This is a genomic window from Exiguobacterium sp. s168 (assembly GCF_018619035.1).
In the GTDB taxonomy this organism is placed as follows: Bacteria; Bacillota; Bacilli; order Exiguobacteriales; family Exiguobacteriaceae; genus Exiguobacterium_A; species Exiguobacterium_A acetylicum.
In genome coordinates this window covers 1-13616 of sequence record NZ_JACSNE010000008.1, presented here as the reverse complement: position 1 = coordinate 13616, position 13616 = coordinate 1, and the positions used below count along the sequence as shown (strand labels likewise).

At 44.3% G+C, this 13616-nt stretch carries 16 protein-coding genes; 5 read left to right on the top strand and 11 right to left on the bottom strand.

The features are described from left to right. Positions 1 to 12: 12 nt before the first annotated feature. A complete protein-coding gene (gene argC, locus KNQ15_RS06860; protein WP_214728490.1) occupies positions 13 to 1044 on the bottom strand; it encodes an N-acetyl-gamma-glutamyl-phosphate reductase in 1032 nt (343 codons plus the stop codon). A 507-nt stretch (positions 1045 to 1551) separates the two neighbouring features. On the opposite strand from argC, the gene nhaC reads away from it, so the two are divergent. Further along, complete coding sequence (gene nhaC / locus KNQ15_RS06855) at positions 1552 to 2928, top strand: Na+/H+ antiporter NhaC (RefSeq protein ID WP_214728488.1); 1377 nt, start codon at positions 1552 to 1554, stop codon at positions 2926 to 2928. A 258-nt stretch (positions 2929 to 3186) separates the two neighbouring features. After that, positions 3187 to 3396, top strand: a complete 210-nt coding sequence (locus tag KNQ15_RS06850) for a DUF3006 domain-containing protein (RefSeq protein WP_023467214.1) — start codon at positions 3187 to 3189, stop codon at positions 3394 to 3396. 91 nt (positions 3397 to 3487) lie between these two features. Here the strand turns inward: KNQ15_RS06850 and KNQ15_RS06845 are convergent, their stop codons facing one another. The 5 genes from KNQ15_RS06845 to nfsA form a co-directional block, all read right to left on the bottom strand. Continuing rightward, entirely contained in the window at positions 3488 to 3940 is a 453-nt protein-coding gene (locus KNQ15_RS06845) for a hypothetical protein (protein ID WP_214728486.1), read from the bottom strand. Positions 3941 to 3942: 2 nt separating this feature from the next. Then, positions 3943 to 4488, bottom strand: coding sequence for a TlpA family protein disulfide reductase (locus KNQ15_RS06840; protein ID WP_214728478.1), 546 nt, complete (start codon positions 4486 to 4488; stop codon positions 3943 to 3945). 148 nt (positions 4489 to 4636) lie between these two features. Further along, a complete protein-coding gene (locus KNQ15_RS06835) occupies positions 4637 to 5347 on the bottom strand; it encodes an NAD(P)H-binding protein (protein WP_023467211.1) in 711 nt (236 codons plus the stop codon). Positions 5348 to 5502: 155 nt separating this feature from the next. Further along, entirely contained in the window at positions 5503 to 6741 is a 1239-nt protein-coding gene (locus KNQ15_RS06830; RefSeq protein WP_251137622.1) for an LCP family protein, read from the bottom strand. A gap of 15 nt (positions 6742 to 6756) precedes the next feature. Then, entirely contained in the window at positions 6757 to 7503 is a 747-nt protein-coding gene (nfsA, locus tag KNQ15_RS06825) for an oxygen-insensitive NADPH nitroreductase (protein WP_064300829.1), read from the bottom strand. A gap of 144 nt (positions 7504 to 7647) precedes the next feature. Between nfsA and KNQ15_RS06820 the strand changes: the two genes are divergently transcribed. Beyond that, complete coding sequence (locus KNQ15_RS06820) at positions 7648 to 8559, top strand: hypothetical protein (RefSeq protein ID WP_214728476.1); 912 nt, start codon at positions 7648 to 7650, stop codon at positions 8557 to 8559. Positions 8560 to 8647: 88 nt separating this feature from the next. On the opposite strand, the gene KNQ15_RS06815 is transcribed toward KNQ15_RS06820, so the two are convergent. Further along, positions 8648 to 8911: a hypothetical protein gene (locus tag KNQ15_RS06815; protein ID WP_149426844.1), complete on the bottom strand. Its 264-nt coding sequence runs from the start codon at positions 8909 to 8911 to the stop codon at positions 8648 to 8650. A 149-nt stretch (positions 8912 to 9060) separates the two neighbouring features. Here KNQ15_RS06815 and KNQ15_RS06810 point away from each other — a divergent pair, with 149 nt between their 5' ends. After that, positions 9061 to 9891 (top strand): GNAT family N-acetyltransferase, encoded by an 831-nt coding sequence (locus KNQ15_RS06810; protein WP_290780440.1) that lies wholly within the window; start codon positions 9061 to 9063, stop codon positions 9889 to 9891. On the opposite strand, the gene KNQ15_RS06805 is transcribed toward KNQ15_RS06810, so the two are convergent. The 4 genes from KNQ15_RS06805 to KNQ15_RS06790 all read right to left on the bottom strand — a co-directional run bounded on the left by KNQ15_RS06805 (position 9880) and on the right by KNQ15_RS06790 (position 12332). After that, positions 9880 to 10815 (bottom strand): hypothetical protein, encoded by a 936-nt coding sequence (locus tag KNQ15_RS06805; RefSeq protein ID WP_214728474.1) that lies wholly within the window; start codon positions 10813 to 10815, stop codon positions 9880 to 9882. The genes KNQ15_RS06810 and KNQ15_RS06805 overlap by 12 nt on opposite strands. A gap of 112 nt (positions 10816 to 10927) precedes the next feature. Further along, positions 10928 to 11287 (bottom strand): hypothetical protein, encoded by a 360-nt coding sequence (locus tag KNQ15_RS06800; protein ID WP_029340826.1) that lies wholly within the window; start codon positions 11285 to 11287, stop codon positions 10928 to 10930. Positions 11288 to 11316: 29 nt separating this feature from the next. Beyond that, entirely contained in the window at positions 11317 to 11802 is a 486-nt protein-coding gene (locus tag KNQ15_RS06795; protein WP_214725314.1) for a GNAT family N-acetyltransferase, read from the bottom strand. Between the two features lie 14 nt (positions 11803 to 11816). Further along, positions 11817 to 12332 (bottom strand): GNAT family N-acetyltransferase, encoded by a 516-nt coding sequence (locus KNQ15_RS06790; protein WP_214728472.1) that lies wholly within the window; start codon positions 12330 to 12332, stop codon positions 11817 to 11819. A 248-nt stretch (positions 12333 to 12580) separates the two neighbouring features. On the opposite strand from KNQ15_RS06790, the gene murB reads away from it, so the two are divergent. Further along, positions 12581 to 13492, top strand: a complete 912-nt coding sequence (gene murB / locus KNQ15_RS06785) for a UDP-N-acetylmuramate dehydrogenase (protein ID WP_029340824.1) — start codon at positions 12581 to 12583, stop codon at positions 13490 to 13492. Positions 13493 to 13616: the final 124 nt, after the last annotated feature.

The following is a 13616-nucleotide window of genomic DNA, read 5'->3' as shown; positions in this document are numbered from 1 at the left end:
TTTTTCTCTTGATTAAATGTAGATCGGCTGTTGCGTTAAACCGGATGTCTCATCAAAACCAGCTAGAATGTTGGCATTTTGAACGGCTTGTCCGGCAGCTCCTTTTTGCATGTTATCGATGACTGAAACGATGGTCACTCGCCCTGTCCGATCATCCTTATAAACGGTCAAATCACAGTGATTACTCCCGACGACGGATTTGATTTCCGGATCAGCCTGTTGGATTCGGACGAATGGTTCCGTTGCATACTGGTCAATCAACCAGGATCGCCACTCCGCTTCCGATAAATCGATCAACGGCTGGACTGTCATAATCGCCATGATGCCTCGATTGATCGGTAGTAGTTGGGTCGAGAACGTAATCGGATCCGATGATCCAGTCCATTCGAAAAGCGCCTGCTCAATTTCCGGAATGTGCTGATGCTGATTCACTTTATACAAACGAACGTTTTCGCTGGAATGGACATGATGCGTTTGTGCCGTTAACGTTTTGCCAGCCCCCGTTAGACCAGAAGAAGCTTGAATGATGATTTGAGATGGATCGATTTTTTTCTCTTTTAAGAATGGTGTCAGTCCGAGCAAAACTGCTGTCGCGTAACAGCCCGGATTCGCAATCCATTTGCTCGATGCAACAGCTTGACGATTCCATTCTGGTAATCCATAAGTTGCTCTTTGTTGTAACTGGAGATCAATTGGTTCCTTGTCATACCACGCTGCATATGCTTCAGATGGAAGTCTCAAATCGCCACTCAAATCAATGACATAACCGGACCAATTTTGAAGTTGTTCTAAGTAATGCTTCGAAATCCCACTCGGTGTCGCTAAGAACACCATGTCTGTCTCGGTTTCCATCAAATGCTCGACCGAAAAGGAAGATAACGAGGAATATGTTTTTTTATTCATGAATGGGAATACATCATGCATGGATTCCCCTGCCATCGAGTCACTCATTAAACAGACGATCTCAAATGAAGGATGTGCTTCTAGCAGGCGAATCAGTTCAATTCCGGTATATCCTGTTGCTCCGATAATGGTACATTTCATATCTGTACGCTCCCCTTCAAAGAATGTTATACCGATTTAAACATATGTATATTTATACTGTCAATTGAATTTTTATTAGTTTTTATACAAAAAAAGAAGCGTTGAAGCGATTGTCTTCTATAAGACAGTCCCTTCAACGCTTCTTTTACACGCATCTACTTAACGCTTTTCCGCACGTTGCGCTACGAGATGATCAATCCCAAATACGCCTGCACCCATGATCGCGACGACTACTACAAAAATCAATGTAAACATATGTATCCTCCTCATCGTTCACAAAAATGTCATTTGATACTTCTTATTGTGCAAGATTTGAACTAAAAAAGAAAGCGTTTACGACAAAAAATCGTCACATTTCTATTTTTTTATATTTTTCATCGACACTCTTATGGTTGACGTCCTCTGTAATATTCGTTAGTATTACGTTTGTTCAATGCTTTTGTGCATAAAAGCGTGTTAGTAACAGAGCATTATCATACTTTCATATTCATATAAGGAGGTGGAAGCATGCGCATGTCATTCCGTGAATCCGCAGCTATCCTAGGAATCAGTATCATCATCTTATTGTCCGCGTTATTCGGTGCTAAAGCCGAACCGCATCTTGCCATCTTGTCTAGTCTTATTTTCGTCTCAGGATATGCCGTTTACCGCGGTTTTAAGTTCGAGGACGTCGAACACCATATGATTCAAGGTATTCGTGAAGCGATCAAACCGATCCTGATCATGTTGCTCGTCGGTATGACGATCGCGGTCTGGATGATGAGTGGCGCAGTGCCGACCCTTCTTCATTTTGGGTTATCTACCCTTTCAGCGACTTGGTTCGCACCGAGCGCTCTTCTGATCGCGATGGTCGTCTCGACCTTTACAGGCAGTTCGTTTACAACGATTGGTACGGTCGGTGTTGCCTTGATGGGAATCGCGATCGCACTGGGCGTCAATCCTGCGCTTGCAGCAGGTGCCATCATCAGTGGAGCTTGTTTCGGAGATAAGATGTCACCTTTATCAGATACGACGAATTTCGCGCCCGGAATCGTCAATGTGTCTGTGTTCGATCATATTCGTTTCATGATGGGAACGACGATTCCCGCTATCACAATCACATTCATCTTATTCTTCATTTTCGGACGTAGTAGTGGAAATATCGATTCGTCTGCTGTTCAAACGACACAACAAGAGTTAGCTCGTTTGTTCGACTTGTCACCTTGGACGTTGCTTTCACCGTTGCTCGTCATGGTATTAGCATTACGTAAGATGCCGGTCGTTCCAACACTTGTTGCTGGCGTTTTAAGTGGATTGTTGTTAACAGGTCTTGTACAAGGAAACTGGAATATCTCGAACTGGATGGCCGTCATTCAGAACGGGTTAAAACTAGAATCTTCTAGTGAGACGGTCACATCCATCATTAGTAAAGGTGGATTGCAATCGATGATGTGGTCGGTGTCGCTCGTCATGCTCGCCCTTGCGTTCGGTGGTGTCTTACGTGGCATCGGTGTCATTGACGTGGTCATTGAACGGACCGTTTCTAAACTAAAACGTGATGGTAGCATCATTTCATCCGTCGCCTTATCGTCTATCGGTGTAAACGTGATGGCTGGGGAACAATACTTGTCCATCTTGCTTCCGGGTCAAGCATTCAAGAAAATCTTTGAAGAGCGTCAGATTGATCCGCGCTTCCTCTCTCGTTCACTCGAGGATGGAGGAACACTCGTCAATCCGCTTATTCCGTGGGGTGTTTCTGGGGCGTTCTTCGCTTCGACACTCGGTGTCCCAGTAACAGCATACGTTCCGTTCGCATTCTTTTTACTCCTTTCACCATTGTTTACGTTTTTACTCGCATTTCTTCGTCCAACGAAAATCGAAACAAAACACTCTCTCGCTTCTTGAGTCTATTTCATATTAAAGATCCGATATGTCCTATCGGGTCTTTTTTTCTTTCCAATATCTCCTTTATTTCCTGTTAAATACGTCAGATTTAAGACGAAAACGGCTTGGAATCACGTTTTTTTAAAGAATCATGTGTAAAGATGAAATGAACTGGGAATATACCAAACATAAGATTAAAAATTACAGAGAATGATAGAGAGAGAGTACGTTCCTGATCGACCGAGGGATGACTTCGATGTAATTGTGGGAGGAGTTAATATGATCAAACGTGGTACGCTGGAGCGACTTGACGGCAAGTATGCTGTCCTACTATGGGAAAATGGTTCAAGTTTCATTCCACGACGTTATTTACCACCTGAAGCAAGGTTAGGCGATACGATTATTTTTGACGGTACAACCTATACGTTAGATGTCAGTAATTCATCACCCTCTTCCTTTCAAACATTTTCGTTTCGGCAAATGGGTTGATGATCGATAAAAAGCCATTCCGTATCATGCATTGACTATGGAGAAGGAATTTCTCTCATCAGTCTTTCATGAAATGAATGGCTTTTTCGCTTTATCTACGCACATATAGGGAGTGACCATCACACGATGGACAAGGAAAGTGATCAATATCGGATATTTCGATTCGTTCAAGTTCCGTCTGATCATGTGGGCATTCGTAAAGTGGTTGAACGACATCTAGTTGCAAAAACAGGGCACACCAAAATCGATTCGAAAATCGGTGACAAGTCGGACAGTGGTATAAATCCAATTGATACGGTACCCAACCATCCGCTAATTCCTCCTGATGGAGCTGATAGTGCTGAATTAATCGAAATCGATTCCAGTCGTCTACATACGTCCGCTGTAAAATCGGTTCATGCATCGACGGAACGAACCAAAGCGGGAGACCTGTCATGAACGCTTCGACCCCTTGCGTCAAGACAGCAGGAAATGTCGGCCAACCATCTAGTTGACCGAGTTGGAATGTTTGTTGAAAGGAGCAGTTGCGGCATAGGAGTTCCATCGTCATCCTCCTGTTCGTTTCACCATCTCTTTTAACATCTGTTCCGTTACAGGACCGATGTGTTTCGAAAGAATCGTTCCTTTCCGGTCTAATACATAAGTTGCTGGCATTGCTACGAGACGATAAGCATCTTCTGAAGTTCCCTTTCGATCATATAACACAGGATATTCAACAGGTGTCTGCTTCAGAAAATCAGCAACATCCGAAACACGTCGTTCTGATGTCGTGACATTGATTCCGTAGACGGGTATATCTGTATGTCGTGCAAAGGCATTTAGTTCTGGAATCTCTTGTTTACACGGTGGACACCACGTTGCCCAAAAATTAATGACAAAGACATCATGATTGATTTCGTCTAGATCGACAGTTTTTCCTTCTTGATGCAAGGATAGATTCGGGGCTTTCATCCCTACTTCGAGACCACCTTGTGATACTTGTTTTTGTTGTTGCTCCACTTTTTTTTGTTTTGCATCATATGTTTGATAACTTTGATAGGCAATGCCGATAATAGCAATCGCTAGGATCAGATAGATCAACGGTTTTTTCACATCTAACCCCCTCCTTCTTTGTTCAGTGTAGCAGACTTCCTCTTTTCGACTATCTACTTTTATCAACAAAAAAGCGAACTCTTCCGTCTTACACGCGGAAATGAGTTCGCTTTATTTTAGAGAATTCACGTTTTAACGAGACACACGGTTAGTTAAAACGTGGTAATTGTTTTTTGACTTGACGGTTATCTTTAACGCTACCGACAGCTTCCGCTCCTCCTAAGGCCTCATTCAAGGATGTCTTTCCTTCCTTGACTTCTAGACGTCGATTAAATACCGATCGATTATCGACAGAAGCAACGAGGATCGATGCGACATCCGTTTCCGAAATCGTCGCGTCCTTCGTGTCCTTCAAATCTTCATCGGCTTCAATCAAGCCACGCCCTTCACCTGTTGTGATGGCAACCGGACAAATGATCGTATACGTCAAACCACTATGTTCAATCTGTTCCTCTGCTGCATTCTTAGCAGCGTAGAACGGATAGACATCTTTCTTGAATTGCTCAGGTCGATCTGCACCATAAGCGCTCAGTAGCACGAAATGACGTACTCGCGCTTTTTTAGCTGCATCAATTGTTTTCAAAGCGACTGTTCGGTCCAGCAGTTCTATTTCAGTTGCTTCGCCGTCTACTCCTGCGGTCGCCGCACAAATGACTGCATCCTGCCCTGCGACTCCGTGCTCAATGACTTTTTCGAGTTCTGTTTCGATATCGACGTAATGCGCCTTGACACCGAGTTTTTCGAATCGTTCCACCAGATGTTCATGACGAACGATGACCGTGACCTGATGACCCTTGGCAAGCGATTTGACGACGCGCGCTCCAATCGTACCGGATGCACCTACGACTAGTACTTTCATATGGGGGTCCCTCCTCGATAAGTTAGTCACCTTCGTGGAATGTCATGATGTCATGTCCAAAAATCGTCGATTTCAGAGATAACCTAAAACAATCCACCAAAGGAGCAACGTACATCAATTTATACCCGCAATGACCGGAAGGAAACCCCTCCCCATTAGTTCTTCAATGTGCCATAAAACGTCGTATCGAGCTGATCACGTAGTTCTTGCAGTGCCTTCTCATTCGGTAAGTCATAGAAAATCCCGTTCAGTCGTTGGCTGACGGCTTCGATTTCATAATGTTTTCGTTCTGACATCAAGGCAATCGATAACCCTGCCGTTGCCATCTCGCGGACACTTAAATCAAGGTTCATCTCTTCTTTCATATATGTGTGCGCTGCTGGAATTTTCGACCATCCAGTCGGCTTCATCAAGTGTGTCGCGACGGCTTGGATGACTTCCGACTGACGATTCGCGCGCGCTCCGTCATTATCCGTTTTTCGATGTCTCGAATAGGCAAGTGCCATCGCACCATCCATATGATATTCCTTCCCTTTTTGAAATGAATACTGATTTGCTTTCCCACTCGCATCCTGCTCGGAGAACGTTCCTGTCGAGACAAGGTCGATTACGCCGATTTGATCCACTAATCCGATGAAACTATCGAAGGAGATGACGATCTTTCCATCGATCTCTTCATCGAGTAGACCCGAAACAGCATCTTGCGTACATTCTTCTCCACCGAAGGCAAAGGCATGTGTGATTTTATCCTTCTTTCCATTCTCACAGGAAATCGGTGTATACGTATCTCGAGGAATCGACGTCAGTTGAATCGTTCGAGAAAGTGGAATGAATTGCATGACCGACAGGGAATCCGAACGTGATCCACGCAACGACTCTCCAGGTCGTGCATCACTACCAATCAATAGGAACGTGAATGGTTGTGAAGCAAAAAGAACGAATGCGATGAGCAACAATAAAAATAGTCCAAGAAGCTTTCGTTTAAAACGACGTTTTTTCTTGATTTTTTTAGGATGAGTTTCTCTTGAAGAGACGTCAGGATTCTGCTGTACCGATTGCTCTGATCGCCCCGCCTTCCTCGAGCGTCTCGAGCGTTCCCGATTAGCAAACAACCGTGATCCGGCATTCCCGATCATCTGTGCGACCTGTTTAAGCATGCCGCTCCCGGAACGACGCGATGTACTTTTTCTATCTCGCGGTTGCTCTTCGACATATCGATGATACGTAGCCGGTTCTTGCTGTTTCTCAAAGGAGTCTTGAGAAAATGATTCGTCCGGCGCGTACGCTTTCGAAAAAACTTCTTCTTGCCTAGCCTGCTCTTCTTGTCTAGCTTGCTCTTCTAACTGCATACGTCGTCGCTCTAAGCGAGAGCGGTGTGGTTGATGTTCTGCCATTCAGATACCTCCGTATCAATCTTTTGCGATCTGTTTCTCTTTCAAGAACTCGCGGAGATACGTCCGTTTCGGTTCGTGCATCGAGGCAGCCATCTGTTTGACCCACCCTTCTGTCCGTTGACCACCGGTCCGTTCTCCGTAATACGATGACGTTGACTCTTCGTATCCTGTCAGTAACTCACGCATCGTATCGTCATCAGTATACGTATTCCGGTGGAAGACCGCATCCATCGGAAGGCGGGGTTTTTTACCCGGTTGTTGATCTGGAAGACCGACCGCGACTCCAAATAATGGTACGACGTGATCTGGAAGTTGTAAGAGTTCGCTGACACGACGAGCATCATTTCGTAGTGAACCGATGTAGACCGTTCCGTAGCCGAGCGACTCGGCAGCTACGACTAAATTTTGAGCGGCAAGTCCCGCATCGACAGCCCCTACGACAAGCGCTTCCGTCGTCTCGATCGTCCGGCTCACGTCGCCTCCTGCTAGTTCTGCCGCTAACGTATGTTTGTGGTAATCCATACAAAAGACGAAGAAGTAACTGTTTTCTGCCACATATTGTTGACCACTTGCAACGTCGACTAATTGTCGTTTCAATCCTTCATCTTCGACACCGATGATTGCATAAGCTTGCTGATAAGAGGATGTCGAGGCAGCCTGTGCGGCTTTTATGAGTGTTTCAATCGTCTCTTCGTCTAATTGATGTTGTTTGAATTTCCGGATGGACCGGTGGTTGAGTAAATGTTGAATGGTTTCATTCATGTGTAATCGTCCCCTTCTGTAATGAGTCTTCTTATTTAAGATAGTCGTCTCTGACTAAAAAGCGCAAATGAAGAGGTTCGGTTTATGAAAAAAGCGGGAATTGAATAGTGTTGTACTGTGCTTTTCTTGCGAAGGAGGGCGATCATGAGAATACGGAAACTGCGACTCTTACTAGAACAATATGGCGATACGACCCTTCGCGATATCATCGTCGAAATCTATCGTCAACTCCCGAGACAAGTCATCGAAGAGAAAGAGTTTGACGCCATGTTGACACAGTTCATGAAGTATAAGGATTTGCAAAAAGAACAGGAACAACCGACCGTCGAACAGACGATTGCTCAGACGGAACGGTTTATTCAATTAGCATACGATCTCCAGTACCTTGAGCCGAATCCGATCGTACCGCTTCGCGAACAAAAGAATTGGTATATCACCGCCAAACGTCTGTTGAAGCATTTACGCCACTATGCTCATCGTAAAAACGGAACCCGTATTGCCTTTGAGGAATTTTTCTTTCTTCTTTCGTCGGCTGCCGGGGAAGAACCTTTATTTTTAAGTAATGATCCGTTTCGATTATTGAAAGTCTCGCAAGTCGATTTTTTTCAAGAATTAGTCGGCTATTATAAAAATGATAGTCATGGTGTCGAATGGATGGAACGCGCCCTCTATACAGCGTTGAAGGTTCCGATGGACGTCGATACTGAGCGCAGTGATCTTTTGCTTGCCGTACTTGCCCATTGCGAGAAACCCGAACATCAAGAAGCATACATCCATTACTTGAATGCGCATGCTAAAAAATTACAGTCGCATGTTCGGATTGATGCAGACGCTTTATCCACCTATCAAGAAATTCGTTTCGCAGAGCTACATGCTCTCATTTCCTTACGCGCGTTAGAACGAGCGGAGACGATGCTGTTCACTGAATACATCCCATATTTTTCGCATCGCTCGACTCCGTTTCGTTATTATCTCGATCTCCTCGAACGAGCCGGACTCGAACAAGAACACGAAAGAATGGCACGCGTTGGTCGAAAAAAACGAATTCATTTCTAAGAGTAGATTCTTCTTGTTCACACGTAGTAGACAATAAAAGGCAAGTGACGATGGATTCGTCACTTGCCTTTTATTAGTCAGATTCATTTCAATCGGAGGCATTGACGATGCCAAGTCCGACTGTTGCGAGTAATGCAATACAAGCGAATAGGAATGCCATGTCGTTCGGTGAATCGAAGCCTTCATAGATCGGTTCCTTCCGATCAACGATGATATGATCCTCCGCGCCATAATTCCCATATGTCGTCGAACTGCTTACACCCGGTTCATCGTAATCACGCGCTTCGGCTACCAATGTATCCGCGCTGAATAACCAGCCCGATAAACCGATGACGATCCAGAGATACTTCATGATAATTTTGCCTCGATTCTTTCTTATCTTCAGGAATCCATCTACTTTTTGTTTGAAACAGAAGATATAAATACCTTTTATTTCCTGTAATATAAAAGTAAGATATTTTGAACTTCACTTTGCTAAAGGAGGAACTTAATTTGCCTATTGTGTATTACAATCAATTGTCTCATGTTCAAAGGCGACACGTCCATCAACTTCTTCAGTACCATCAAAAGGCATATGATTTTTCATATTTTCAGCCGCTTGAAGATTGTCAATGGGTCTACCTCGAATCCGGTCAGGTGAAAGCGACGCTCGGATATCATGTCGTGCATGACGTCGTTCACTTTATGAACAGCGCCTTTCATGACATCAAAGCCTTTCGTCATCTGGCTATTTTGCTACACTTACATGCCGTTCGACAAGGATGCCGGCAGATACATGTACAAGTCTCTCCGCCGCATGATCTTTCTTTAACTTCGATTTGGAAAGAGCTTGGTTATAGTTTATATGCCGAACAGTTTCGTTTAATTGGACTCTCAGAAGGACAGCCTGCTACGCTACGTTTGAAAGCTGTTCATGCACAGAATCAAGATACTTATCTCGCACTTCGTAACGATGCCCTTCAAGGAACACATCACTTTTTTCCTTATCAGGTATCTGATTTAGACAAGTTGATTCAACGAAAAGCGATTCCTTACTTAGTCTATGATAAGCAACTGATCGTCGGTACACTATTATTTCAAAAGCAGGGACAGAATATCCGTCTTCTTGAAATCACGTGCTTACCAGAGCTGAGACGTCAAGGATACGGTAGCCGCATCCTCCATGCATTTCAAGAAAAGTTACGACGTGCAAACATCCAAACGTTTGAAGTCTTTTTTCTCTCAACACAACAAGATGTATTACGCCTGTATCATCCCTCGATGTTTTGCGATATCCAGTTAACCTCTCATTGGCATACGTTCAGTACGGATCAACCTCCGTTAATCATTTAGGCGATTGACGATTCCCTTGTATTCAGGCAACACATACTCCGCATCCATTTCCCGAAAATCAACATGACCCGTTTTACGAAGCACTAGCCCCATCTCGTATAACTGTTCGATATAGGCATCTCCCCATGTCAAGGCAAGTCCCGGTTGGTGATTATGAAAAGCAAGCAAGGCATCTTCAATAATTTCAGAAGCAATGGATGCTTGCATCACACGGTTCAATAAAGATTGGAACAGTACGGTTTGTCGTCCGATCAGCGCATAAAACGGGAAATAATGTTTAGCATAAACAAACGTCGGCAAATAGGCATCCGCCTCAATCGTCTTTAACAACAATGGTGAAGCGGGACGTTGTAATCGTTCTGCAAGTCCAACGGTCGCCTTGCATTCGCACAGCTGATCAAGCACTCGAATCGTCAACTCCTCTTCTATATCGAGCAATAAGACGAGATCAAGCAGATTCAATTCATGCGTCTCCATGAATTGATCACTGCGTTGAAGATGCATCGTATAAGTAACGTCCAGCTTTTCAGCAACAAGTGCCCATAACTCTGAATGGCGCGCCGCATATAGACCTACCGGAAAGTGAAGAGGTTGGCGGACGATCGAGCGATGCCCTTCAAGTGTATAGACTTGATTGACGTCCAGACCGTATGCTAGCAACATTTCGAGTAACTGCTGACGATTTTGACAAGTGACGAGTGTTTGAAACAGACGATCGACCTCGACGAGTGGTTGTTTCATTTCGAGCGCTATTTTTAAATGAGCAGGTGAATCCTGCTCTAGCGCACGCTTAATGAATTGTAAGGCCTGTTGTTCCGCATCGTTCAGTTGGGCAACATGTGTCCGAAACATTTCGATGTCAAGCTCCCGGAAGGCTTGTAACGCCGGTGCAATTGATTGATTTTTTATAAAGGGTTTCCACATGATTCCCTCGACCTCCTCATTCCAGTATCTCTTCGTAGTGTACGCAATATCCTATCGTCTTGAAAGTAAAAAATGGAGAATCTTCCGGCGTTTCAGGAAGATTCTCCATTTTTTATTTTTTACCGACTTTTAGATGAGTATTTCGAAAGACGGCATCTTGTTTTCCTGTCTTTTCAACACTTGTTCCGACAGACCCCAGATATTCGATTTCATCCTTTGGTTGAATGAACTCGTATGTGATGGCAGGTTCACCCCGAAGTCGAACGTGTATGATTTGTCGATGTCGTAAAGAGAATGATGCGCGTACTTCAAGAAAGGAGGAAGCTGACAAATCATGTTGCCGCTCTAAAATCGTCATCAATTCTTTTTCCGAGTCACGATAGTTCCCCTGCAATTGAGCATACGAAATACCGACTCCTAAAGATAGGATGCCAATTAGACTAAGAGCGAAAATGACCAGCACTTTCTTCATGACTGATCCACCTCCGAAAAAAGTTCATTCTACTTATTCATCGGTTCATCCATCGTTGACGTGAAGTCTTTTTTCGAATCCTTTACGTGAAACTGCATGTCCACATGTGGAATATCATCTTCTAAATAAGGGTCGGATACGGTTTCGAAACCAAACGATCCGTAAAACCCTTCTAGGTGTGCTTGTGCCTGTAAGTAGATCGCAGCTTCTTTCTGCAAATGTACCATCGCTCTCTCCATCATTTGTCTCGCTAACCCAACCGATCGGTGATCACGATGAACAGCTACCCGTCCAATCGCTACTCCTTTTGTAGGATGATTATACATCCGAAGGCATCCGACGATTTGACCGCTCTCACTCCGTACGATTAGGTGTGTCGCTTGTTGATCTTGATCATCTAGCTCCGGATACGCGCACTCCTGCTCGACGACGAAGATATCCGTTCGTAATTTCAAAAGTGCATATAAGGTATCAGGTGTCATGGAATGAAAAGACGCGAAGTTAAATTCGTACATAAAAACTCTCCTCTTTAGTTACGACAAAGTCGTGATAGTTGTCCAACATAAATCGTGACGGGAACATCTCTAAACACCGTATCTTTTTCCCAGTTCAGCCCGTTGGCACGAGCGACATTTTGCGAAGCACGATTATCGGGATGAATGATCGAGATGATTCGATCATGCCCTCGATTGAACGCCTCCATCATTAATCGTTTTGCTGCTTCACGACCATAACCGACTTTCCAGTGCTTTGGTTCGAGCCAATAACCGACTTCTAACTCTTCTTTCCCATCCACTTCCTGCATCAATAATCCGGCAAAGCCAATCGGTTCATTCGTTTCTTTTATGAACAACAGTAAAAAACCAGTTTGTCGCTCATCCGAATATCGCTCCAATTGCCGTTCGAACCACTCTCGTGCCTCATCTTCACTTAAGGCAGTGCCTCCATTGATATAACGCATGACTTGCTCATTTTGGACAAGTGACTTATAAAAACTAAAATCCTCTTCTTCGAACGGTCGCATCCATAAACGTTCACTTTCCATCGTCATCGCCTCCTTCTATACTTCTCTTTTCCCGAGTTCTTTTCGCTTCATTCCTCTTCCTGATCCTGCTTTCCCTGTGACATTTTTCATTACTAATCGATGACATTCACTCCCTAGTGCTTGCAATTCCCGGCATAAGTCGGTATTTTGGGAACAGTATGTTGAACAACGACCGCACGATTAATGTTAAAATATATTTTGAGCGCATGAGCGCTGGGTAGGAATTCACGAAAAGGACTGAGACCATAATGACTGAACAAGTAATGACGGGACTGTATGAAGGCATTTCAAAAGAGTCCGTACTAATCAATGAACCGTTAAAATATCATACGTATACTAAAATGGGAGGAATCGCGGATTTATTCATCATCCCAACTTCTTATGAAGAAACGGCTTTTGTCGTCCGATATGCTCACGAACAAGGTATTCCCTTGACGTTGCTTGGAAACGGATCGAATCTTGTCGTTCGTGATGGTGGCATCCGCGGCATTGTCCTCTCCTTTGAGAAGTTAACCGATATCTCGGTCGAAGGACATGAACTCGTCGCTCAAAGTGGCGCAGCAATCATCGAAGCTTCACGTGTAGCTTACGCGCATCAGCTCAGCGGTCTTGAATTCGCTTGTGGGATTCCAGGAACGATTGGTGGCGCATTGATCATGAATGCGGGAGCATACGGTGGTGAAGTCAAGGATTGCCTCCATAGCGCTACTGTATTGACACGACAAGGAGAACTGTTGAACATTTCGCATGATGAACTCGAACTGGGATACCGGACAAGTTGCTTCTCGAAGAAAGAATACATCATCCTCGAAGGTCGATTTGCCTTAACAGAGGGTGACCCAGCACTAATCAAGGAAGTCATGGATGATTTGACGCATAAGCGAGAAACGAAACAACCACTCGAGTACCCTTCTTGTGGTAGCGTCTTTAAACGTCCAGAAGGCTATTTTGCAGGGAAGCTGATTCAAGATAGCAACTTACAGGGAACACGCATCGGTGGTGCTGAAGTGTCCAAGAAACACGCTGGTTTCATCGTCAACGTCGAGAATGCGTCAGCATCCGACTATATCGCGCTCATTCGTCATGTCCAAGAAACCGTTCAAGAAAAATTCGGTATCTTACTTGAGACAGAAGTGAAAATCATCGGTGAAGAAGCATAATCAATCATTTTACGAAAAAGGTGAGCTCCGTATTCGGAGGCCACTGAAAAACTTCAATACTTTGTATCGTATTGAACAGTTTAAGACGAAGATACCGGATTTCCACTCAGGGAATCCGGTATCT